At 45.1% G+C, this 22,717-nt stretch carries 20 protein-coding genes and 1 pseudogene; 3 read left to right on the top strand and 18 right to left on the bottom strand.

What is annotated here, in order from left to right; all coding sequences use genetic code 11:
* Positions 1 to 3: 3 nt before the first annotated feature.
* From THEBA_RS09920 to THEBA_RS09875, 9 genes are all read right to left on the bottom strand, one after another.
* Positions 4 to 1,668 carry a dipeptidase gene (locus THEBA_RS09920; protein WP_014731410.1) on the bottom strand — a complete coding sequence of 555 codons (1,665 nt, stop codon included), beginning with the start codon at positions 1,666 to 1,668 and terminating at the stop codon, positions 4 to 6.
* A 64-nt stretch (positions 1,669 to 1,732) separates the two neighbouring features.
* A complete protein-coding gene (locus THEBA_RS09915; protein WP_236609143.1) occupies positions 1,733 to 3,004 on the bottom strand; it encodes a hypothetical protein in 1,272 nt (423 codons plus the stop codon).
* A gap of 11 nt (positions 3,005 to 3,015) precedes the next feature.
* Complete coding sequence (locus THEBA_RS09910; protein ID WP_407656340.1) at positions 3,016 to 3,639, bottom strand: DUF6305 family protein; 624 nt, start codon at positions 3,637 to 3,639, stop codon at positions 3,016 to 3,018.
* Positions 3,640 to 3,991: 352 nt separating this feature from the next.
* A complete protein-coding gene (locus tag THEBA_RS09905; protein WP_014731407.1) occupies positions 3,992 to 5,587 on the bottom strand; it encodes a dipeptidase in 1,596 nt (531 codons plus the stop codon).
* Positions 5,588 to 5,645: 58 nt separating this feature from the next.
* Entirely contained in the window at positions 5,646 to 7,211 is a 1,566-nt protein-coding gene (locus THEBA_RS09900) for a dipeptidase (protein WP_014731406.1), read from the bottom strand.
* Between the two features lie 44 nt (positions 7,212 to 7,255).
* Positions 7,256 to 8,422, bottom strand: coding sequence for a M14 family metallopeptidase (locus tag THEBA_RS09895; protein ID WP_014731405.1), 1,167 nt, complete (start codon positions 8,420 to 8,422; stop codon positions 7,256 to 7,258).
* A gap of 203 nt (positions 8,423 to 8,625) precedes the next feature.
* Entirely contained in the window at positions 8,626 to 9,918 is a 1,293-nt protein-coding gene (locus THEBA_RS09885; RefSeq protein WP_006488109.1) for a hypothetical protein, read from the bottom strand.
* Positions 9,919 to 9,980: 62 nt separating this feature from the next.
* Positions 9,981 to 10,568 carry a DUF6305 family protein gene (locus THEBA_RS09880; RefSeq protein WP_006488110.1) on the bottom strand — a complete coding sequence of 196 codons (588 nt, stop codon included), beginning with the start codon at positions 10,566 to 10,568 and terminating at the stop codon, positions 9,981 to 9,983.
* Positions 10,569 to 11,157: 589 nt separating this feature from the next.
* Positions 11,158 to 11,958 (bottom strand): hypothetical protein, encoded by an 801-nt coding sequence (locus THEBA_RS09875; RefSeq protein ID WP_014731403.1) that lies wholly within the window; start codon positions 11,956 to 11,958, stop codon positions 11,158 to 11,160.
* Between the two features lie 413 nt (positions 11,959 to 12,371).
* Here THEBA_RS09875 and THEBA_RS09870 point away from each other — a divergent pair, with 413 nt between their 5' ends.
* Positions 12,372 to 12,515, top strand: a complete 144-nt coding sequence (locus THEBA_RS09870; RefSeq protein WP_006488123.1) for a hypothetical protein — start codon at positions 12,372 to 12,374, stop codon at positions 12,513 to 12,515.
* Positions 12,516 to 12,539: 24 nt separating this feature from the next.
* Here THEBA_RS09870 and THEBA_RS09865 read toward each other — a convergent pair whose 3' ends face one another.
* The 6 genes and pseudogenes from THEBA_RS09865 to THEBA_RS14710 all read right to left on the bottom strand — a co-directional run bounded on the left by THEBA_RS09865 (position 12,540) and on the right by THEBA_RS14710 (position 16,039).
* A complete protein-coding gene (locus tag THEBA_RS09865; protein ID WP_014731402.1) occupies positions 12,540 to 13,478 on the bottom strand; it encodes an extracellular catalytic domain type 1 short-chain-length polyhydroxyalkanoate depolymerase in 939 nt (312 codons plus the stop codon).
* Positions 13,479 to 13,547: 69 nt separating this feature from the next.
* Positions 13,548 to 14,273, bottom strand: coding sequence for a hypothetical protein (locus THEBA_RS09860; RefSeq protein WP_014731401.1), 726 nt, complete (start codon positions 14,271 to 14,273; stop codon positions 13,548 to 13,550).
* A complete protein-coding gene (locus THEBA_RS09855) occupies positions 14,270 to 15,088 on the bottom strand; it encodes a patatin-like phospholipase family protein (RefSeq protein ID WP_014731400.1) in 819 nt (272 codons plus the stop codon). The genes THEBA_RS09860 and THEBA_RS09855 overlap by 4 nt, the downstream gene beginning before the upstream one ends.
* Entirely contained in the window at positions 15,089 to 15,295 is a 207-nt protein-coding gene (locus THEBA_RS09850; RefSeq protein WP_014731399.1) for an ROK family protein, read from the bottom strand.
* On the bottom strand, positions 15,296 to 15,706 hold the full coding sequence (locus THEBA_RS09845) for an FAD-dependent oxidoreductase (protein WP_158309309.1): 411 nt from the start codon (positions 15,704 to 15,706) through the stop codon (positions 15,296 to 15,298). It abuts the gene before it with no gap.
* Positions 15,690 to 16,039, bottom strand: a pseudogene (locus tag THEBA_RS14710) (hypothetical protein). The gene THEBA_RS09845 and the pseudogene THEBA_RS14710 overlap by 17 nt, the downstream one beginning before the upstream one ends.
* Before the next feature lie 156 nt (positions 16,040 to 16,195).
* On the opposite strand from THEBA_RS14710, the gene THEBA_RS09835 reads away from it, so the two are divergent.
* Positions 16,196 to 16,534 (top strand): hypothetical protein, encoded by a 339-nt coding sequence (locus THEBA_RS09835; protein ID WP_014731398.1) that lies wholly within the window; start codon positions 16,196 to 16,198, stop codon positions 16,532 to 16,534.
* 47 nt (positions 16,535 to 16,581) lie between these two features.
* On the opposite strand, the gene THEBA_RS09830 is transcribed toward THEBA_RS09835, so the two are convergent.
* A complete protein-coding gene (locus THEBA_RS09830; protein ID WP_014731397.1) occupies positions 16,582 to 17,226 on the bottom strand; it encodes an MgtC/SapB family protein in 645 nt (214 codons plus the stop codon).
* Between the two features lie 244 nt (positions 17,227 to 17,470).
* On the opposite strand from THEBA_RS09830, the gene THEBA_RS09825 reads away from it, so the two are divergent.
* Positions 17,471 to 18,190 carry a sugar phosphate nucleotidyltransferase gene (locus THEBA_RS09825; RefSeq protein ID WP_014731396.1) on the top strand — a complete coding sequence of 240 codons (720 nt, stop codon included), beginning with the start codon at positions 17,471 to 17,473 and terminating at the stop codon, positions 18,188 to 18,190.
* A gap of 160 nt (positions 18,191 to 18,350) precedes the next feature.
* On the opposite strand, the gene THEBA_RS09820 is transcribed toward THEBA_RS09825, so the two are convergent.
* Positions 18,351 to 18,860: a ferritin family protein gene (locus tag THEBA_RS09820; RefSeq protein WP_014731395.1), complete on the bottom strand. Its 510-nt coding sequence runs from the start codon at positions 18,858 to 18,860 to the stop codon at positions 18,351 to 18,353.
* 91 nt (positions 18,861 to 18,951) lie between these two features.
* A complete protein-coding gene (gene nifJ / locus THEBA_RS09815; protein ID WP_006488153.1) occupies positions 18,952 to 22,482 on the bottom strand; it encodes a pyruvate:ferredoxin (flavodoxin) oxidoreductase in 3,531 nt (1,176 codons plus the stop codon).
* Positions 22,483 to 22,717: the final 235 nt, after the last annotated feature.

Genomic DNA, 22,717 nt, shown 5'->3' with positions numbered 1-22,717 from the left:
CAATTACTTAGCTTTGTAGCCGTCTTCGCCGAAAATATGGCCTTCGTCGTATCCTACTGCATCAAGCCACCAGTCGGGGTATCCAGCAGACGAACCAACGTTCGGAATGTTTATGTATCCGTCTCTGTACTTCGTAATAAGATATTCGTTGAAATCCCACACTTCTGCCATCACTCTGTCAGTCACGTCAGCAACGTAATCTGTAAGGAATTCCTTACACAGTTCTGGATCTGTCTCATAAAGCTGTGCAGCAGCTGCCTCGATAGCTGGCTGTACTGCAAAGAGCTTTCCTTCGATCTTCTTCTGCAGTTCCTGAATCTCCGGGTACATGTAGCTCCACTTCAACTCTGCCCAGTTACCCATGAAGTTGAATGCCCATGATGCGACATCGTAGTCGAATTCCTGAAGGCTACCACTGTCATAAGCATATGGAACGTCCGTTATTCCACAGTACATGGGCACTAGAATTGTCTCGTGAGGAGCAGCCGCGCCCCACCATACTACGCCGCCGACAGGATCCGGAAGCCAATCTCTGACCTGAGACACAAATACGTATTCACATCTGAAGATAGAAAGAGCTCTTTCCCAGCTCCCCTTTATTAGTTTGCTTGAACCTGCATAGCGATTGGGATTGCCGAAAGGTCCTGCGGCAAGTCCTTCGGTAAGATCGAATTCCGTTCCTTCGTAGTGGTCTCTGAAAAGATCAATAACATCTGCTACCGACAGTTTCTTGTCAGGCACTATAGAGAACGGGTAGTCCTTTGTAAAACTGTCTTCTACCCATGGAGAAAGTCCAAGAGAAGGGGAGACCCTGTCGAAAACTCTCCACGTTCTTCTCAGACTATAGTAAGGCATAGAGTACTCGCCTGTACTAACAGTAGCCATCCAGTCGATAGGACCGGTACTGGGATCGTACCAGCCGGCCTCCGTTGCAACTTCGATAAGATTCGGGGAGAACATATTGTCAGGGCTTTCAGGATCGAGTTCTCTAATCCTGAATAGGTTTGACTCAACAAAGACCGTTCCATCGGGAACCTTCTTTGCCGCCCAAAGTGCGCTCTTCTTGTCAGGCGTTGCACAGATTTCGAAGACCCATGCTTCATTAGGGTCTGTTACTGTGAGTGTTTCTCCCCAACCGTAGTAACCGTACTCAACGGCAAGTGCGCCCATCAGTTCAACGGCTTCTCTTGCGGTTGTACATCTCTCCATAGCAACTCTGGAAAGAGCGGCTACGTCAAATATGCATTCTCCGGCCTTTGGCTGAGCATAGACCTTTGCGGAACAAGTACATTCGCCAATGGCAAGCTGGTGCTCGTTGATTACACCATAAACTGCATCAAAGTAGCCATATGTGTGCTCGACCTGATCGATGTAACCCAGAGGCTCAGTAGCCGGAAGGTCCGGATCGTTGTAGGTCGGACCCATATCCGCACCGACATAACGTGGATATGGCTCAACGAATGGATAAACTGCTCTCTTTGCTCCCGCTTCATAGTCTGCGGGTGGAACATAGACGTACCTGAAATCACAGAGGCCGCAGTCAGCTGAATGACTCGTCATTACCGAACCGTCAACAGACGCACCCTTAGTTACGATGATCGTGGTACATGCAAAGCCGATGCTAACTATTGCTGCAGCCACAATCAGGACCAACAGGATCTTACGCAATTGAAACCCCTCCCAACTTGATTTTATTGGGGATTAACCCCAGTTTAAGGTCGCTAGACCTTATCTATTTTCCTAACGTAATCAACCAGATGTCTTTTTTACCCTTGTTGCTTTCCAGGTCTCCGTCAGATGACGTTGAACAACCACATAAAATGTACTTTTCACCGTAATTGACACCCGAAAGAATGAAATCGTCAGCCGAGCCACCTACCGACAACGATTCGACAAGCTCACCGTTTTCATTAACAACGATTATCCACCCATCTGTCATCCCGAGCGGATCTTCAATGTCAATATCCTGCGAAGTTGTATGACCGGCAACTAGAAGATCACTAGCTCCAAACGGTTTTACTACACGGGCTATATCCGTGAAGGTTCCACCGTAATTCTCTGACCACAATTCCTGCCCCTTTTCACCTATCGCGACTACATAGAAGTCCTTTCCGCCAAGACCGGTCGAAAACATAGAGATTCCAGCATCCTGTTCACCGACTATGACTATTGTTTCTTCAGAAGCAAGCACGTCGTAGCCATCCTCAAGATACATGCCTCCAAAAGCGTAATAAGAAGAAATACCCTCAGCATGAATAATGGCAAGAGCCGCCTGTTCATTCACGTAGTTGCAGCTGATCCCTACATCCTTATATGCGGTGTATCCCGTAATCAAAATATCTCCCATATCATTTACGAAAAGCTTTCTTGCAAGATCTTCGTTGTTGTTTCCTCCATCAAGAACCCATTGCTTCAATACCTGACCGGATGGTGAAATCTCAACTATCCAGAAATCTTCGCCCCATACGTGTCCTTCGATGTCCCCGTCGGGAGACCTGGTGTAGCCGGCGACCAGAATATTCCCCGAAGGGCTTTCCACTACGTCATAAGCATGATCCTGGCTGCTTCCCCCGAAGGTTTTCTCCCAAAGGAGTTCTCCGGTGGGCGAGAGCTTAACGACCCAAAAATCGCCAAGCTTATCACTTTCAGAAACATCTCCATCTGACGACTCTGTCAATCCCACAACCACTATTTCTCCGTCTGATGTTTCGAGAACTGCTTCAGCAATGTCACGCCCGCTTCCTCCATATGTCTTTGACCAGATTATGCGTAGCCTTTCATCTAGCTTAAGAATCAGGAAATCCTCTTCTCCTTTAGAACTTCCAAGCTCTCCAGAAAACGAAGTTGTATACCCTACCAGTAGTAATTTTCCGTCGCTCAACACTACTAGATCATTGGCCACATCGTCACCTTCGCTCCCAAAAGTAACTGAGTCTTCCAAATGAATCTGAGATAGTGCGAATGTGCCAATCAAAATCATCGTAATCAAGAGAACTCTCTTCATATTTCCTCCAATCAATCGCAGCATCTGCCGCCCCCAAAGTCCCTTTCGAAAATCGAAACGAGGTCTACAACCACGGGTAACTCAACAACTATAGGAGTCTCTCCTTCCAAGAAAGACAGATACTCTCCAACTGGCCTTTCAGCTACAATCAGAACATCTAGATACCGCACCAATCTTTGATCAAATTCCTGCTTCAGCGGATCATCTCCCGATCCTTCAACATCTATATCGATTACCATCACTAATCCATTTGAAGACTTCACTGAGGAAGCAAGCTCTTCAATTCTCTCTATGTCTGCTCTCGACTCTGGCAAAGAACTCCCGGCAATTATCACAAGTGTGCGGTAAGGTGTCCCTGAAACATAAAATGGATGGAAAGATTCTCCTGAAAGCTCTTCTTCAATCCTGAATCCGGCGCCTTCACACAGATCTTCGATACTTGCACCCGGTGAATAATCACGTGCAACTTGAAGACTATCACAGAAATAGTTTATGTTTTGAAGCTCTATGCTCTCACCCCAAACTGTAAAAAGCACTGGATCTTCAATTACGGGGAGCGGTTCGATAGACAGCGAGCAAAGAACTGAACTCGCAATAAGAATCAAAAAGATCGTAGCAATTTTCAAAAGTGACATCCCCAAGCAATAAACTCTGTAGATACTAAAAAAATCAACATAAGTAAGGTTCGAGAACTTTCTATATTCATTATAGCAAAGGGTCCCGAGAATATGCCTCCTTCCTTCAATCGATACACAAGTGTTAAATAGGAGGAAAAAGCTCCAGTTAGCTTCGGAAAGACTCAAACCCTTTCAGGGATTCGAAAATCAATCCAGGAAGAGTAGGTTTTATCTTTCGAATATGCAACGCATTGCGAATTAGCTGATTTGAGCACACTTGCACTCACTGGATGTTTTTCGCGGATCACTCCATCTATAGCTTTAAAAAAGGGCGGAATAATATCCGCCCTTACAAATAAACGATCAGTATCTATCTTGCAGTTGTATCTCCATAACCAACAGCTTCGAGCCACCACGTCGGATAACCCACAGTCTTACCATCAACATACCCATCGTTCAGGGTGTAAATTAGCTCATCGGCCAGCTTCCACCATCTATCGACAACTCTGTTTGCTAGCCCGTTGCTGTAATTAGTAATGAAATCGATAGCCGCTTCGGGATTCTCTGCATAGAGATCCAGCGCAACCTTTTCGATCAGCGGCTGATTTGCGAGGAACTCAGTCTCAAACTTCGTGTATTCCTCTTTGATTATCTCTATTGCGACATTATATCTCAGATCGGCTAGGTTTGACACGTGGTTGAATGCCCACCAAGCAGAGCTTCTGTCGAAGAAATCCCTTGCTCCTTGACTGAACGACTCGGGAACACTGGTCGCACCTGCGTAGAATGGAATATAAACTGTCGAGTGAGGTGCATCCTCTCCGAACCACACAACTCCACCGATCGCATCTGGCATCCAGTTTCTTGCCTGCCCAACTATGACATATGAGCATCTGAACATAGATATAGCTCTTTCCCAACCGTCATAGTTTATGCCTTCCGGTCTTGCACTGGCGGGAGTAGCATACCTATTGGGATTACCAAAAGGACCTGCGGCAAGGCCAACAGTGAGATCGAATTCGGTTCCTTCATAGTGGTCACGCTTAATCATCATAAGATCCTGCGCAGACACTTTCTTATCTGGCTTGACAGACAACGGATATCTTTCTGCCCATGGATCGAGCTCTAGAGACGGGGCAAGAAGGTCCAGAACCCTCCATTCACGTCTCGTGTTATAAAAGGCATTCTTTGGCCCGTAAGCTGCATAGAAAAGGAATGGTTCCTGTCCGTCCCACAGCTCGAGTTCCTGTGCCGTTGAGTATACATTGGGTGATGCCATGAAATAATCTGTGTTCTCAAGATCGATTTCGCCAATTCTAGATCTATTTGCATGGACAAGGACGTGGTCATCGGGAATTCTCTGCGCAACCCATACTGCTCCGGGTTCTTCGCTTCCAGGAGACCAGAAAGGACCGGGGCCACAGATCTCAAACAACCAGGCTTCGTCTCCATCAATTACTGTAAGCCCCTCGCCGCCGTCACCATAACCATATTTCTCAGCAAGTTCACCCATTATCTGAATGACTTCTCTGGCTGTCTTTCCTCTCTGCAAACCCAGCACCTGGAGCTGCTCGATTGTCATCCAACCCTGGGAGTTTCTGAGCGCTCTTTCTCCACTCCAGGTTGTTTCTCCGATAATTACCTGATGTTCGTTCATAAACGGGTAGCCGGTGTGGAAGTAGGTGTAAGTTTCGGGAACCTGTGGAATCTCTCCAACATACTGAACCGTTCTACCTGGAATACCCGCCTGGCACAAACCCTTGTAGATACTTACCGTCTCGCCTTCTTCATGTACTCCACCGGGAATCACCTGTAACCTGGCGTCGTAACTGCCGTCGCAAGTATGTGTCACCATAGTAGAACCGTCGACAGATGCGTCTTTTCCGACAAGTATCGAAGTACATGCCATTGCTACTACTCCATAACCGACAATGAGGACTAGCATAACAATAAGTGCACGTCTCATTTCTTTCACTCCCCTTTCAAAGTAATGGACCGGCATCAACCGGCCCAAAGTCAATTACTTAGTCGATCTTAGTTAACAAGACCTCTGAAAGATCATACCAGAGTTCTTCTGCTTCTCTCATCTTTCTCGCCGTATAGGATGAGAGGAGTCTAAGAACAAGCTCGGGATTATCTTCGTAAAGGGTCATTGCCATTTCGTCGAGATCCCTCTGTTCTTCGAACATCTCCGTTTGGAAAGGTACTCTTACTTCCTCTATCAAAGGCATAAGAGCCCCAAGCCTCTGATTTGAAATCTTATCGACAAGATCAAAAGCCCAATAAGAGCAGCTCCTGTCAAGCTCATCTCTGTTTAAGGTCACCCAAGACTCCGGGAGCGTATTGGGAAGAGTCCCTACATAAACAGGAATCCAAGCTCCCTTTCTCGGGTTGTCAAGTCCGAACCAGAGAAGTCCGCCTATCTTGTCGGGCATCCAGTCCCTTGCCTGCGAAACAAAATAGTACGAACAACCGTTCTTTGCTATTGTTCTTGTGTAAGGAATGCCAAGAAGATTTCTCATAGGAGTGTTGGGCTCAGAACTTGCCAGCGGACTCTTAACCATCTCGCCTCCACTTTCATAGTACCATGCCTCGTTATCGCCCATGTCGTAAGGTGTACCTTCGGAAACGTCCCTATAAAGCTCGATTATGTCGTACACGGATACCTTCTCATCCGGCTTAACTGAGAATGGATATTCCCATGTGTTGTCCAACGACCAGTTCCCCGAAGGATTGAGAACAGAGAAGACTCTCCAGAGTCTGTCGCTCTTCGTCCCCTCAATGTCTCCAAATATGTACTTCCAGACAAAGGGTTCTCCACTAGCCGGATCATACAGACCAAGATCCGTAGCCACCTGAACATAGTCTTCACTGATCATGAAGTCCCCTGCAGATACGTTCGGGGGCCTGTTTGTCTCAAGATCGATCTCCCCAATCATGCTGTAATTCACGACGGTAGTAATATGATCATCGGGCACGCGCTGGGCAGCCCACACAGCGCCAGGTCCCATACCTGGTTCCCATAGGGGACCGGTCCCGTAAACTTCGAAGACCCAAACTTCGTTCGGATCGGAAATTGTAATGCATTCGCCTAACCAGCACGATTCTCGGTAACCATACTCTTCTGCAAGAGCGCCTATAAGTTTTATAGCGTCTCTGGCGTTAGTTGTTCTCTGTAGAGCGAAGATCTCCAGCTGTTCGATTGTCATTATCGCCTTATCGCTGTTGGCAGTCTCTCTGGCTCCACCAAGTGTCGTCTCTCCTATTATCAGCTGGTGTTCATTTGCCATAGGATAAGCAACGTTGAAGTACTGGTAGGTATGTGCTACCTGTGGAATCTCTCCAAGCTTCACCAGATCCATTCGATCGGCGTAGACTATCCACTCGTAAACTGGGGCCATAGCCCCCTCTTCATGATCCATAGCCGGTACGACAACCAGTCTGGAGTCATAACGACCATCACATGTATGAGATGTAATAACTGAACCATCTAAGGTGGCTTGTTTTGCCGCTAAGATATCCGTACATGCTACAGCACTCACATAAAACAGTGAGACTATCAGTATTGCAGTCAATAACAGTTTCTTCACCCTCACTCCCCTCCTTTGTGATTATCAATCACAAATGTTCTTGGTTACTCGTAATAAATGTCCTGTGTTCTAGCTTTTGAAGGATCATGGAAATAATAGCCTGTTCCATTGCTTACTACCTCGTCATACCTTGGAACTCCTTCGATCACAACCTCCTTTCCAGGATTGAAATCACCCCATAGTTCAATAACCATAAGAGTTGAAGAACAGTGTCTGCCAACCCTTACGTCGATCGGCCAACCATTTTCGTCAATCTTCTCGTAGAGCAAACCGAACTTACCTGCTGTCATAACGAATTCATCCTTACCCGTTAAGAGAAGAGCCTCATCGGTGATTCCCCTGACTCTGTCAAGAAAAGGTTCCGGCGTTTCAAACAACAGAGATATGGCGTCGGAATGGTCACCGACCTCTCTGTGAGAAAGTCCGTGCAGGCTAGGAGGTGAGAACTCCATACCAATTCTGAATTCAGATGAGGTAAGTATCATAGAAGCCAATCCGGCAATATCGGCCGCCTTTTGATGGGCAACTATAGTGCTTATAACAGGGTACTCCAGCTCGGCTTCGTGTAAATCGATAAATATGTCCACATTCTCTTCTCTTATCAAGTTCATAAAGGCATAGTTTGTCTGTTCGGTGATCATCCCATTTTCTCTCCCGGGCCACGTTCTGTTGAAATTACGAATATCCATATAAGCCAGGAGTTGACCACTAGGATAGTGAACATATGCTTCGGGATCCGGCCATGAGTCAAGCGGGTTGGACCATCGATCTCCCATCCTGAACTTGCTTTCTCCCCATGGAGTCTCTATTGTGTAGTACATAGGATATGCATCCCCAGGTCTGGTAACCCTTGAAGCGCTCTGATTGGCTGTAATAACAACTATGAGTCTTCCCTTGGTAAGTTTCGCGTTTTCGACGAAGATCTTGGCAGCCAGATTCGTTGCGGGTTCTTCGGGATGCGACCTGCCTATCAACATAGCCGTCCCACCCGGTACACCGCTGTCAATTATGTAGATGTTCGTATCGTTTATCGTTCCTTTCAACGGAGCGAAGTAGTCACCTAACGTTTTGACTTCAGTAACTCCCGATCCAACAACGACGGGTTCCTTGAAATTCCTGTGATTGTAGAACTCTACACCGGAGATAATTAGGGCAATTCCAACTAAAACACATGATACTATTTTGACTATCGCCAGATTTCTGTCAGTCATCGCAGCACCCCCTACTTGATTCTCAAAAGTCGCAGGATGAACGGCATGAGCATGACAGAAAACAGGATTGCTTCTTGGAAATTCTTCGTCTTCACCAAGCTTCTAGCTATAACAAAGATGATAAAAGCCGTTATCAAGTAGTAGCAGACACTGATTATCGTGTACAAAATAGCCATCAAAAACACTTCCTTTCACTCATGACATCACCCGCCAACTAAAAAGGAGAGTTCATTACTGAAAATCAGGAACAAAGTAGCAATTAGAAGAATGAACCCCATCGGTATGAGCGAAGTCTTCAAGAAATCCCTGTAATAATGGCCTTTGAATTTCAATTCCATCACTGTCGCTCTTCCAACAACCGCCGTGGGAGGAAGTATATCTCCCACAGGCCACATAACAGCCATTGCAGAGAGTGCTATTATGGCATCCATTCCCTTCATGTTGAAAAGAAGAATTAGGGGCACTCCTAGAAGCGGTGCAACCGCATATTGGAGTAATCCCTCTGACACTGGAAGAATTAGCCACAGCGCTGCAAATAAAACCCACATGGGCAACGTTACTACCGCAAGAGAGATCAATCCCCTTGCGCCGCTCAAAGCCATAATCTGAATCAGGATACCTACAACGATCATGATGCCTACAAGAGGGATCAATGTATTGATGGTATCCGATGCGATTCTAAGGATCTCTAGCTTCTTTGGGCTAAGTATAATTGCAAATATTGATGCGACAACAAACATGAACGGAAGTCCCAGAGTGGGGATTGAGTGAGGCCAAATCCTTCCGGCCATTATCAGGAAAATGAGAACGACAAATGGCATTCCTACCCTTATCCAGTTCATCTTAGCAGGTGGTTCAGGAAGCTCTTTCAGAGCTTCATCGAGCTCTACTTTCTTACCCTTTCCCCCAAGGAAGAACATTGCAAATAGAGAACCGGCTAGCGACAATACCAGCAGTGGAATGAAGAAACCCACGTAAGGCATGTTAGATCCGGCCGCAGCCATCATTGCCCAGAGGTTTACTGGCGGTGCAGCGGCACTCATCGCAGCGCAAACAAAGATTATCGCCGCCACCCGCTTCTCAGATATTCCCATATAGGTGAGGACCGTTCCCACCAGTGTACCAACCGTGAGAACTGTGGTGGCACCCGATCCAGTAAGGGCCCCAGGAATCAACAACAGCAAAGTAAGAAAGAAGAGACACAGTACTCTGCTCTTGTGAAAGGCCTTGACAATACCTCTTACAAGAAAAGCGACTCCACCGGACTCTTTAATCAGGTTCATGAAAAACGTTGCGGTAATAAAGATCAGACAGACATCAAGATAAGTGAAGGAGCCTTCCACAAGATGACGTACCGGAATCGCTCCACCCGAGTGGACAATAGCGGCTGCAAGCGCGGCAACAAGCATCGACAGTTCGACACTTAGCTTAAGTGCCTTTGCAACTCCAAACGATACTGCTATAACGAAAAGTATCAGACCAGCATGGAAGTACACCAGGACACTCCCCCTTTAGAATCGACCTAAAGGTCGACAGATAAGAAGATCATTGTTATGCTCTACTCTTGGAACAGTTTTTTGAGAGCCGGCCCGATTTCCAAGGATTCTTTCACCTTTACAAGAGGAATTCCAGTCTCATTCGAAAAGTTTGTGAAGAATCCATCTGAATCGCTGTCTTCTATTACGAGAATCAAATCAGACTTAGGCATCACTGTGCTGATGGACTTCTCATCTGTTGCATCTACCCTTCGTGCCATGCCCTCGATGTGAGCCCCAATTATTGTCATACCAAGCTCCTTGGCTTTGGCAATCAGTCCTTCGACACGCTTCACTTCAAAATTCATGTCAATACCGGCAGCCCCCATTCCCTTCAAACTGGTTCCGGTAGTTATGACCAGTGTCTTGGGTGGGTTTTCTCCTTCAACCAATTGGACCAATTTCTCAACGGTAAGTAGGTCTTCCTGAACACAGGCAATTTGATTTCTGACACAGACCAGTCTGAACATCAAAGCACCCGGACTCTGACCCAGAGTAGTGACAACCATTGGAGGCTGGACAACAGGCATCTCAATCTCTTCCGAGAAGAGCATGGTGCAAGGAACAGCTAGAATGAGCAGTAAAAGAAATCCCAAAGCTATCTTTCTCATAAAACACCCTCCCTTATTAACCAATAAGCTGGCTTATAGACCAATTTACAATTGTCTACAATGAATAATGCTGATGATAACTTAGTTCAAATGCTTCTCTTGCAGGCTACCGAAGGAAATAAGATACAAACTATTAAATAAGTACGTAATCCTTATTGTTTACAAACTCATTTTACCATCTACTATGTTTCTGACAAACTATTGTCTGCCGACATGGTACCCGATAAGATCCAACTATTGGCAATTATCAACTCATAGTTAATTGAGATGCGATTGATTGAGTGCCCCTATTCATCAATTAACTCTTTGCTTTCATTTCCTTTCGATTCAGTTAACTACAATCGGTTTTATCAAGTCTTCTTCTCCACATTCTTTGTCTATGCGTGTTACGATGGAGACTGCAAATCTCTCTCGGCAGGCATTTGATGAAGAGATGGAAGGCCTAAGAAGGTTATGAATATATGTCCCTGAAGCCAAACGGTTAGAAGGACCTCAGAAACACCAAAAGATACTACGACACTAAGGAGAAATATGTTGAGGTCAGGTTTTGAAAAAGAAGAACGAACTTGGACAACTCAAGCTTACATGATTACCTAAGGGCACATGTGTTCATATTCACGTTCTGGACTATTATTAGGTCTGTTGAGTACATTATCATGAACAGAAGGAAATAGAGGCCGAGCGGGATCAAAACTCTTAGAAAACGGTTCGACGTTCTTCCGTTTAGTTTTACGATAAGGGTGTTCACTGCGAGTAAGATTACTACAACAACTATATACTCCATACCAAAAAGAAAGAACGGCAAGTCGTTGATCTGATTTACGCTGAAGTAAGCTTGGCCAACGTTTTCCCAGAACGGCCAAGGAGTGAAGATAACGTGACTAACAAGATATATCGCCCACGTGCCTAGGACAACGGGAAGACTCTTTGAAGTCTTCAGGTAGTACTTCGAAAAGAGGTACGCTCCCATTACTAACCCTGAAAGATGCACTATATCATACACCACTTGAAGCAAGTACACGTGGTCGGAGAGGTTTAGCGTCGAGAGAGCCGCAACGAAAGAAATTCCCATGGTAGCCATCGCTCCCTGTTTAGCCCACTCAAGGTCAAAAAGCAAACCCAGCCAACCGATCAAGAAGACGAGATAACAGAGATATATCAAGTTGTGAAGATTGTTCGTAGACAAGTAAGTGATCTCATTATCTGGGGAGCGCGAATATTCCATGTCGGTAATGTCAAGATCGAAGTGCTGACTAGGACCGTTGTAGCCACAGTCGCACCACTCGTACAGCCATCCATCCCAGGTGAGGTAGAAGAACAGGATTAAGATCCACAATACCATGAAGAAGACTCCCAGCCTTCTCTCGAATAAATCTTTGTTAAGCCTCATATAAGTCTCCCATCTACGATACTGAAGATAATCCCGATTTTATCATGCTACTATCCATATTAGCTTTTGCTCTGGGGGTGATGTTTTTGTCTCTCGACTGGATAGATGTGGACAATTTAAATATTAGACCCCTGCTTCTTCTTGAAAAGCACAACGCTAGTCATCTTGCAAGAGAGTTCAAAGGGCGCCGGTAGACTGCCATTTGCAGCTACTAAGCGCGAAGCCTCCATTGACTTTGCTGATGAACCCATAGATCCTTAAAGAATATCTGAAGAAGAAAGTACATGATAGAGAAGTCAGGAATCTCTTCATTTTCGACGGCCTAATCAGGGACATTCTCTTCGAAGACGGATTCGGCGATGTTCCATTTCCGATCATGTCTTTGGGGATTTCGTTAAGACGAGTTTAGCGAAATGCTCAGAGTTGTCAAGAACGACGGCACTATGCTTCTCTTTCCAACGAAATGTGACTCTGCTAACAATATACACAGGTCTCTAACGGGAAAGGGATTTGAACGGATAAGGTTTGAACAGCCGGGAGCCGGCTTTGTTAGGTGAGATCTACCGAAAGCGAACAAAGCATCAATCTAGATGCTTGTCTTTCATAAACTCCCATATCAACTCACTTGCCTTGATGTTCGCCTGTGAAGAGCTGCTGAGAGCATCTATTCCCTTCTCTCTTCCAGGCCAGGTATGATCTCCATCGGTTATCGCGTAGAAATGAACTAGGCTTCTCTCGTCTTCTCCAGTGTATTCTCTGAGCAAAACCAAACCGTTCTCGAGCGATTTCTCGCTCATATTGACTGCGCCCATTTTCTCCGCCCAAAGTTTCACAGACTCCTCTATCGAGGGAAAATAGATACCATTTGCTTCAGAACTACTGGAAAAACCCCCATCAAAAGGAATAATAGGATCTTCCATACCGTGAAACACTATGAGCGGAATGGCGGTATCTGGAGGTTCTATCATTACAACGTTGTCCTCACTGGCTCCGCCGGCTGGAGAAGATGAAACAATCGCACAGGCAGCGAAGAGATCGGGATAACTTGACATGAGCCTATATACCAGCATCCCTCCGTTGGAAAGTCCAATGAGATAGACTCTCTTTTCGTCAATGGGATAAACACTTTCTAATCTTCCAAGGAGCTCCGCTATGTATGAGACATCATCGACATCATTTTCCATTGCGTAACCACAACAGAAACCTGAATTCCAGCTCAAAAGAACGCTGTTCAATGTACCGGTTCCCTCGGGATACACGGTAATAAACCCTTCTCTGTCTCCCACTTCAGTCATTCCGTACGTATTCTTAGTGTAGTTACTGTTGCCAAAAAGACCGTGAAATACCAGCACTACAGGTAGCTTATCATCTTGAATCATCGGAGGCAGGTGAACGATACTCTGTCTTATTCTGCCATCGTGTTCAATCGTCACGATCTCATCTATTCCTTTCTTTGTTCCACTAATGAAATAGAAACCCATGGCTAAAAGAGTCCCGATTACCACCATCGTCTTCAGCAACTAGAATTCCTCCATTCGAAACCGCTTGTCTCAATACTTCCACACAATCAATACTATCATTCGCGCAAACTATACTGACCTTTTAACTCGATCTAGATAGTTAAACACATTGTCTGAATGAACTCTAGTCTTAACTCCGACTGAAACGCAACTGGAATTAGCGAGAATTATTTTTGCATAATTTAGTGATCGGATCTCCATGGCGCGGAAAACTACTTCTGAAGCTGTACTTGGTTTGTCAGTAGAGAGATCCCTTAGATTCAGAATTACAGTGTCACCTTCTGAAAGGAACGAAACAGGAATTTGGCTCAGATAAGTCGTAGTAACATAAACATCATTGTAAGGAGCGAAAAGTCCCGGGATGGAAATACAGGCGGCTGCAACTTCTCTCATGTCGTCGCGGATGAGCTCAACCTTCCTAGTTTCAAGATTGAATACTTCAGCACTAAGCTCTGTCTTCCCTGCAATTCCATCGAGATAAGAATCCCTTGCAGCTATCCCGTAGATATGATTACTTTTGGACCAAATACGACAGTGGCGAATTCGTTCTAATTTGCCGCTCACTCTCTTTTTTGAAGAAAGCGCGCCACCATCCATCACTTCCAACGTGACGAAAAACTCATCCACAAACTTTGAAAGCCGATACAAGGCTTCCTTCTTACCCATGGCTCTCTCAGCCGCTACATAATAGCCCGCCAGTCCGTTCAAAACCATTCTGCTTTCGCTCTCGAAATCTCCAAGGTACTCGATAGAGGCAAGTCCCTGGAAACCATAACCACCAACATGTATCTTCACTGGCTAACTCCAATTAGATCGAACTTCAATGTTTCTTCATAAGATTCATTCATGAGTTCAATACAGGATGAGAAGTCAAGCAAACCAATATTTCTTTTGTTCAATGGTGAAATGACAACATCTGCAACAGCCAGTTCCTTCCGTTGAAACTCTTCGACTTTGTACCCATCGATTGTTTCCAGTATCGAATTTGAAGTATCGATCCCGACCTTTCTATTATTTGAAGAAAGATCCACGGCCACCACTAGAGTACAGCCCTCTTCCTTAGCTATGCTGGCAGGAATATTATTCACAATCCCTCCATCGGCAAGAGAGAAGCCTTTGTGACTAAAAGGCGAGATAATTCCAGGAATCGCCATGGAAGCTCTAAGCGCTTCGAAAATACTTCCTTCTTCATGAACGAATAACTCACCTGAATCCATTATGGTTGAAACGCACTTGAAGGGAATTCTTGTGTCAGAGAATCTGTACCCTTTCAGACCCTTCTTGAGCGCGTTAAAGTACAATCCGAAAGGCAGCGCTCTAAAAGTGTTTATGTGAATACAAGTGGCTGCATTGAATAACAAGCCTCTATTTTCTCTTGCAGCTGAATTTGCAAAGCGAATTAGCTTCTTACTTTTTCTACAGATTTCAAGAGAGATCTCCCACAGCCTCTTTGAATCTGACAGTAAAGCGTACCCCGCCCCTACAAGCGCACCGGCACTAACTCCTATGATCAGATCCGGTACAAAACCCTTTTCTTCTAGCGCTCGAATAACTCCGACGTGAGCAAAACCTTTTGCCCCGCCTCCACCAAGAACTAGCACCTTAATCATCTAAACACCTCGAAATAATGTCCCTGCGGTCCCTATTCTTATAGATGAAACGCTATCTGAAGAAATCTCTTCAGTAATAATCGTGAGGATCTGATTCTTAAGATCCCTGCTGGTTGCATGATTCTTCCTTTGACTGATTTCACCCGAGCACGCCACAACCGCAGTCTTTATCATAGTACCACTGATGACCACTCCTAGAGCTTTCATCTACTTACCTGTTAAACTGACATTTGACACAAGCAGCGAAATCTGTTTCATAAACCCTCCTGCGGAGATTAATTTTACCGGAATCGAGCGAAACGCGAGCACGACTCCAGCCTTTTTGAGTTTCTCCAGATAGATCATCTTCAAAATCTCCAAATCGAATGAATCCCTCAGAAGTCCACCACGCCTGTGCAGATCGAAGAGTACTTCTTCGAGAATACCCGAGACAAGGGACTCATTTCCAAGCCAGAATCTCATGAAGGGACTGCATAAACCGACGGTAGAAATAACGCCAACGGAGCCGTTCCTTTCAACAAGCATAACATCAAGCCCTCTTCTTGATGCGGTAATAGCGGCATGGATTCCTGCTGTTCCTGCACCAACAACGATCAGGTCTTTATCTAGAAATTTCAAGGCCATCACTCTCTCTGAAATCACTGTTCTTCTTCAATGTTTCCAGGCAATCATTGAATCTCTTGGTGATGAGCTGAGGTCTAGTGATTACACTCCCTAGACTAACTGAAGAAGCTCCTGCCTCAAACGCCATGATCATCCGGTTTGGCTCCCAGTAGTTCCCTTCGGCATCACCGGGAAGTCGAATTCTTTGACAAGCATAGTGACAAGGTCAATATCTGGCTTCAGTCTTTGTGAAGTATCTGTGGTGTACCACGAAAGTGTAGTCGCAATATTGCCCGGCTTGAGCCTCGCAATCACGCGTACATTTTCCACACTAGAAATGTCTGCCATTATCAGTCTGTCCGGAAAACTTCTTCTCACTGTTTCGAAAATCATGATGAATAGGCTCTGGTCTATCTCTTAGAGTACAGTCAATCGCCGCGCCAACGGCTCCGGATTGGGACAAAGTACTACAATAGCGAGATCCTCTTTGAGCAAACAACGCGAATGGATATGAAGCCATTCGTATGGTCAAATGGCACTTCAACTCCCAACGGTGTGATGACTGTTACCAACGGCGGGTTGGCAGGTCATTCTGGAAAGGACGTCAACCTGAACAACATCACCGTTTCCTTCAAGTTCCCGGTAAACTCATCCGCTGTGATTCTCTACTACGGTGAATATGGAGGCAACATCAATGTGGAGATAAATGGCATTCTCGAAAATGTCCAGGACTTCTTAGACATCAACGGTAAGGTAATCGGCGGGGTCACCGTAACCCTAACAATCGTAAGCGGTCCTGGAGGAGTACTTAATCTCCAGGGAACGATTACATCTTTTCGATAGGAGGTAAGGAACTCTGGATAGACCATATCTGTCGAAGAAAATAGAAGTCATCGAAGCTCTGCGCTCTTGACACCCTTCAGTGTGGAAAGACCCACCATAATGTTTTTTACCTTTAAGGCATCTCCTCTGCTTAACTCAATTAGAAGACTAAGGACTTCATCGTCCTCTTCAATTTCCATTGACTCAACCGTCAATCCATTGTCCTTGAACCATTCGGAGACCTTCGTAGACGTTTCCTGACTGTTTTCAGCAACTATCAAAACTCTGGGAAGATTTCTCCCTCCGATAAACAACTCAATCCTTTTAAGGAAAAGAACTATAAGCAACGCGAAGACCGTCACTACTGCCGAGAGCAAGTATTCCCCGCTGCCGAAACCCATCCCGACAGCAGCCGTTACCCAGAGTGTCGCGGCCGTGGTCAAGCCTTTGACTGAAAAACCTTTTTTCAGGATTGTTCCAGCTCCTAGGAATCCTATGCCCGAGACAATCTGTGCCGCTACTCTTCCCGGATCACCATGCTCGGCGGTGACAAACACAGTTGTGGAGAGGACAGTTATAAAGGCGGCTCCAACACATATCAACGAGTGAGTTCTGAGACCGGCAGGTTTATAGATCCTTTCCCTTGTGGCACCTATAAGCGCTCCTGCAACGAGAGCACAAAACAATCTTAAGGACAAATCCAGATACTCCACCAAACCTCAACCTCCCTTAAGTTAAGATTATAACCTTTCCTAATTAGTAATGGATCGCCTAAGTCCGCCACTTTTTTCAGTGATGTCATCATTGAATTAATAGAATCTCTTTCATAGAATTAATGCAAGGCCGACTCAAAGAGAATTCTAGACATAACACATGGCAAAACCCTTAAAAAGAAAAAGGACGCAAATATTCATCACAAGATGGAAGTGTTATCATAATTAGGAAGGAGGGATTATAGTGTTAGTTCCCGTGATTCTCGCCGCCGGAAAAGGCAAGAGATTGAAGTCTGAGGTTCCCAAGCCATTAGTAAAAATAAAGGGAAAACCCATGATAATTCACGTCTTGAACAAGGTTTCGGCTTTTTGTGAAAGCAAATGCTCAATTGTTGTAATTAATCCGGACTTTGAAAAGGAATTCAGAGAAGTGCTCGATGAAAATACTCTTTTAGCTTATCAGAACTCACCCAAAGGAACCGCCGACGCTTTGAAGAGGAGCCTTCACCTGATCCCAGACAACTCAGACATTCTAGTGATGTACTCTGATCTTGTTCTTATCGCAAAGGGATCTTTGAAATCTCTGGTAGAGCTTCACAGGAACGGTGACTGTGATATTACTTTTCTCTCTGGAATCACCCAGGAAAAGTTTCCCTATGCACTGGTCGAGAGAAATGAAAATGGTAAAGTCGTTTCCTTCGAAGAAAGAAAGATCCCTGACTTCCCACCTCCCTGGGAGTTTTACATCGGTCCGATAATCATCAAAAAAGAGATTGTTCAGGAGTACATCGGTCAGCTTGTGCCAAACAAGGAAACTGGAGAAATTTACATTGCAGATATTGTTGCTTTGGCATTGTCGGACAACAAGTCTGTATGCGGATTTTCAACAAGCCACAAAGAGGAATTTCTGGGGATCAACACTCCTGAGGATCTTCAAACAGCTGAAAAACTTCTTACCGACTGAACCTTTTTCTCGGGTATCAAGTCTGATTATCAGAGACCAGAGAAACCACAGGCACAACCCCTTTAAAATGTAAGACAAACGAAGGCGACATGGATTACCCCTGAGTTAAGGAGACCGGGACGATGTCCCGGTCTTTCCTTATATTTGAAGTAAAACCAAATCAGTACTTGTCTAGGTCCGTAAACTTATCCCATTCTTCCAAATGGCTGAATTCAGGGGATTCGGTCCAATCGAGGCCCTTTCTAACAAAATCCATGAGATTCTCTAGAATTATCTGGTGTTTGTTTTCCTCCGCAGCCAGCTTCAATAATATCTCTTTTTCGGATGGTTCACTTGTTTGCTTTGCCTGATCAAGATAAAGCTTAACACTTTCTTTTTCCATTTCAACTGCGTGCTCATAAGCTTCAAGATTCGTAGCATCAATCTCAAAGCATTTCTTATCAATGAGCATTTCGGAAAACATATTTCTAGTGGTCTTGAAAGTATATGTGCCTTTGTACTTGTAATTCTTGTCTTTGAATCCACTTATGATCTCATAATGCCTCTGTTCATCATTTGCGAGCATTTCAAACAATTTCTTAAGCTGAATGTCCTCCGAACACTGGGCCTGTTTAGTGTAGTAAGCCTTACCGTCTTTTTCTAGTTTCAATGCATAATCAATTGCGTTCATTTGAAACCTCCTTCAGTAAATCTGAGCACACATGGCTAGTGCGTTTTGCAAGAAACGGGTGGCTTATCACCACCCGCCCATTTAGAATCCTCTATTCAGAGGCAAGCTTTCTATAAATCTCGTATCTCTCCTTAGCATCACTTTCGGCCTTTTTGAACAACTCATCGGCGATGTCCGGGAAGGTTGATTTCAGAGCGCTGTATCTAACCTCGCTCATCAAGAAATCGATAAATGATTCTTTCGGTTCCTTTGAATCGAGAATGAAGGGATTCTTGCCCTGTTCTTTCAAGAGAGGATTGTATCTGTAAAGATGCCAGTAACCTGAAGCTACCGCTCTCTTCTCCTGCTCTTGAGTCTTACCCATTCCAATCTTGATACCGTGGTTTATACAGGGAGAATATGCAATGATCAGAGATGGCCCAGGATATTTCTCAGCTTCTATAATGGCCTTGACAACTTGATTCTTGTCTGCACCCATAGCAACTTGTGCTACATAGATGTATCCATAGGTCATTGCCATTCTACCAAGATCCTTCTTCTTAGTCTTCTTTCCCGAAGCAGCAAACTTCGCTACCGCACCTGTCGGAGTGGACTTCGAAGACTGACCACCGGTATTGGAGTAGACTTCGGTATCAAAGAGGAGAACGTTTACATCCTCTCCGGACGCAAGTACGTGATCGAGACCGCCGTAACCTATGTCGTAGCCCCATCCATCTCCACCAAAGATCCATACAGATTTCTTAATCAAGAGATCCTTTCTCTCCTCAATTTCCTTCAAGAGCGTACTTGCCCTTTCATTTTTACAACCCTTTGAAATTGCATTGAGGATGCCCATTGTGGCCGCCTTTGAAGCCTTAGCATCATCCTTACCTTTCAGCCAGGCCTCGAATGGTTCCTTCATATCTTCCGGAATGTCTTGTTCTAAGAGCTCTTCCATAATCTTTGCAAGCTTGTTTCTACCGTGGTTGACTGCCATAGCCATACCGAATCCGTACTCAGCGTTGTCTTCAAACAGTGAATTCGCCCATGCAGGTCCCTTGCCTTCGCCGTTCATACAATAAGGAGTCGAAGGAGCCGAGGCTCCCCAGATAGAAGAACATCCCGTCGCGTTGGCTATAAGCATTCTGTCACCGAAGAGTTGTGTTACTAACTGTGCATAAGGGGTCTCGCCACATCCCGCACATGCCCCGGAAAATTCCAGGAGAGGTTTGGAGAATTGACTACCCTTCAATGTTTCGACGTTCATGACATCCTTTTTCTCAGAAATGGTAGTAGAGAATTCCCAATTTGGGACCTCTTTCTCAACCTGCGATTCAAGTGGTTTCATTAAGAGAGCATTTTTCGGAGCCGGACAAATATCTGCGCAGTTTCCACAACCTGTACAGTCAAGAGGGGAAACCTGAATCCTGTACTTCAGTCCTTCGAAAGACTTCCCTCCGAGTGCTTTAATTGATTCAAAGGCAACGGGAGCCTTCTTTTCTTCTTCTTCGTTTATGAGGAAGGGCCTGATCGCTGCGTGTGGACAGACAAGAGAACACTGATTGCACTGAATGCAGTTGTCGGGCTGCCATTCAGGTATCAGTACAGCAATACCGCGTTTTTCGAATGCAGCCGTTCCATTGGGAAATTCTCCGTTCTCCCTTCCCAAGAAAGCAGAAACAGGAAGTTTGTCTCCCTGCTGTCTGTTCATAACATCTGCAACTTTCCTCACAAATTCAGGTCTTTCGGAGTCTTCTTCCTTTTTCTCATCTTGTGCCTTTGCCCATGATTCCGGAATATCTATTTTCTTCAACGCATCTATTCCACTATCAACTGCTTTGTAGTTCATCTGTACCACTTTTTCGCCTTTGGTACCATAAGACTTGACTATTGCTTCTTTCAGATACTTGATAGCTTCTTCTATAGGTATTACATTAGCCAGCTTGAAGAAGGCAGATTGCATTATCGTATTGATTCTCGTTCCAAGACCGATCTCCATGGCAATTTTCGTGGCATCGATCGTGTAGAAATTAATATTGTTGTCTGCAAGGTACTTTTTCATGTTACCGGGAAGATTCCTGTCAAGCTCTTCAGAATCCCAGCTGGTGTTAAGGACAAACGTTCCACCCTTCTTAAGTCCTTCCAACAACTCGTACTGATTCACATATGACTGCTTGTGGCAGGCAACATAATCGGCTTCATCGATCAGGTAGGTCGACTTTATCGGCTTCTTGCCGAATCTAAGATGCGATATGGTTACTCCACCGGACTTCTTTGAATCATAAGCGAAATATCCCTGGGCATACATGTCGGTGTGATCACCGATTATCTTTATCGCGTCCTTGTTAGCTCCCACCGTACCGTCGGAACCAAGTCCCCAGAACTTGCAACGAATAGTACCTTCTGGAGCGGTATTGATCTTCTCCTTTATCTCGAGAGAAGTATTGGTGACATCATCGACTATACCTATCGTAAAGTGGTCCTTTGGTGTCGAAAGCTTAAGATTGTCATAGACAGCTTTAATCTGAGAAGGTGTGGTATCCTTTGAACCCAGTCCGTATCTGCCGCCATAGACTTCTGGAGCATTCTTATCCCCATAGAAGAGAGTCTTCACATCTTCGTATAGAGGTTCCCCAAGAGAGCCCGGCTCTTTTGTTCTGTCTAGAGTAGAAATCCTCTTGACTGAATTTGGAAGAACCTCAAAGAAGTGTTTTGCAGAGAATGGTCTGTAGAGGTGTACCTTTATTACACCGACCTTCTCACCCTTTTTCATTAGGTAGTCGACTGTCTCCTCGATTGTATCGGTAACTGAACCCATCGCGACAATTACGTGTTCCGCTTCTGGATCACCATAGTAGACGAAAGGCTTGTACTCCCTGCCTGTTATCTTCGAAATCTCCTTCATGTAATCGGCTACGATTTCTGGAACTGCATCATAGAATCTGTTCGAAGCTTCCTTCGCCTGGAAGAAGATATCGGGATTCTGGGCCGTTCCCATTGTTTTGGGATGCTCTGGATTGAGGGCCCTGTCTCTGAATTCCTTAAGCGCCTTATAATCGACAAGTTCTTTGAGATCATCATAGTCCATAACTTCGATCTTCTGAATTTCGCTCGAAGTTCTGAATCCATCGAAGAAATGAAGGAATGGGATTCTGGATTTGATTGCCGACAGGTGAGCAACGGATCCGAGATCCATTACTTCCTGGACACTTCCAGAAGCAAGCAACGCAAATCCCGTCTGTCTTGTCGCCATCACATCTGAATGGTCACCAAAAATCGAAAGGGCGTGAGCCGCTATAGCCCTTGCGCTGACGTGAAAAACCCCTGGCAAAAGCTCTCCTGCAATTTTATACATGTTGGGAATCATCAGCAACAACCCCTGTGATGCAGTAAATGTAGTTGTTAGGGCCCCTGCTACAAGTGATCCGTGGACCGCTCCGGCTGCTCCGCCTTCCGATTGCATTTCTATTACATCAACTGGTCGCCCGAAAATGTTTTTCCTTCCATTTGCCGCCCAAGCGTCTGCAAGCTCGGCCATGGATGATGAAGGAGTAATGGGATAAATCGCCGCAACCTCCGTGAATGCGTAAGCAACATGGGCGGCAGCAGTATTACCGTCCATAGTTTTCATTACTCGTGCCATTCTAAACCTCCTGTAGTCCTCGAATTATTTTTGATCTATCTAGTAAAACATAGAAAAAGAGGAAATTTTGCTTGTCATCAGTTACATTATAGAACATCTTTTCCCTGCTTTCACAGAGATTTCTCTCAGTTCGCAAAAATGAAAACGATTATTATCGGCTTATGAAGATTTTTCAGATTATTGCTGCTGGCAGTCAATAGTAAATGAGTTGAATAGATCATTTGAAGTCATCTAT

This window comes from Mesotoga prima MesG1.Ag.4.2 (assembly GCF_000147715.2).
GTDB classification, from domain to species: Bacteria; Thermotogota; Thermotogae; order Petrotogales; family Kosmotogaceae; genus Mesotoga; species Mesotoga prima.
Note: the sequence above shows the minus strand (reverse complement) of the source record. Positions and strands in the feature narration are given on the sequence as shown.

What these genes read in the sequence shown, in the direction of transcription:
- THEBA_RS09915 (WP_236609143.1), bottom strand. Translation starts at nt 3,004, where the DNA reads ATGAAGAGAGTTCTCTTGATTACGATGATTTTGATTGGCACATTCGCA.
- THEBA_RS09910 (WP_407656340.1), bottom strand. Translation starts at nt 3,639, where the DNA reads ATGTCACTTTTGAAAATTGCTACGATCTTTTTGATTCTTATTGCGAGT.
- THEBA_RS09905 (WP_014731407.1), bottom strand. Translation starts at nt 5,587, where the DNA reads ATGAGACGTGCACTTATTGTTATGCTAGTCCTCATTGTCGGTTATGGA.
- THEBA_RS09880 (WP_006488110.1), bottom strand. Translation starts at nt 10,568, where the DNA reads ATGAGAAAGATAGCTTTGGGATTTCTTTTACTGCTCATTCTAGCTGTT.
- THEBA_RS09870 (WP_006488123.1), top strand. Translation starts at nt 12,372, where the DNA reads ATGCTCAGAGTTGTCAAGAACGACGGCACTATGCTTCTCTTTCCAACG.
- THEBA_RS09820 (WP_014731395.1), bottom strand. Translation starts at nt 18,860, where the DNA reads ATGAACGCAATTGATTATGCATTGAAACTAGAAAAAGACGGTAAGGCT.
- THEBA_RS09895 (WP_014731405.1), bottom strand. Translation starts at nt 8,422, where the DNA reads ATGACTGACAGAAATCTGGCGATAGTCAAAATAGTATCATGTGTTTTA.
- nifJ (WP_006488153.1), bottom strand. Translation starts at nt 22,482, where the DNA reads ATGGCACGAGTAATGAAAACTATGGACGGTAATACTGCTGCCGCCCAT.
- THEBA_RS09875 (WP_014731403.1), bottom strand. Translation starts at nt 11,958, where the DNA reads ATGAGGCTTAACAAAGATTTATTCGAGAGAAGGCTGGGAGTCTTCTTC.
- THEBA_RS09850 (WP_014731399.1), bottom strand. Translation starts at nt 15,295, where the DNA reads ATGAAAGCTCTAGGAGTGGTCATCAGTGGTACTATGATAAAGACTGCG.
- THEBA_RS09835 (WP_014731398.1), top strand. Translation starts at nt 16,196, where the DNA reads ATGGATATGAAGCCATTCGTATGGTCAAATGGCACTTCAACTCCCAAC.
- THEBA_RS09855 (WP_014731400.1), bottom strand. Translation starts at nt 15,088, where the DNA reads ATGATTAAGGTGCTAGTTCTTGGTGGAGGCGGGGCAAAAGGTTTTGCT.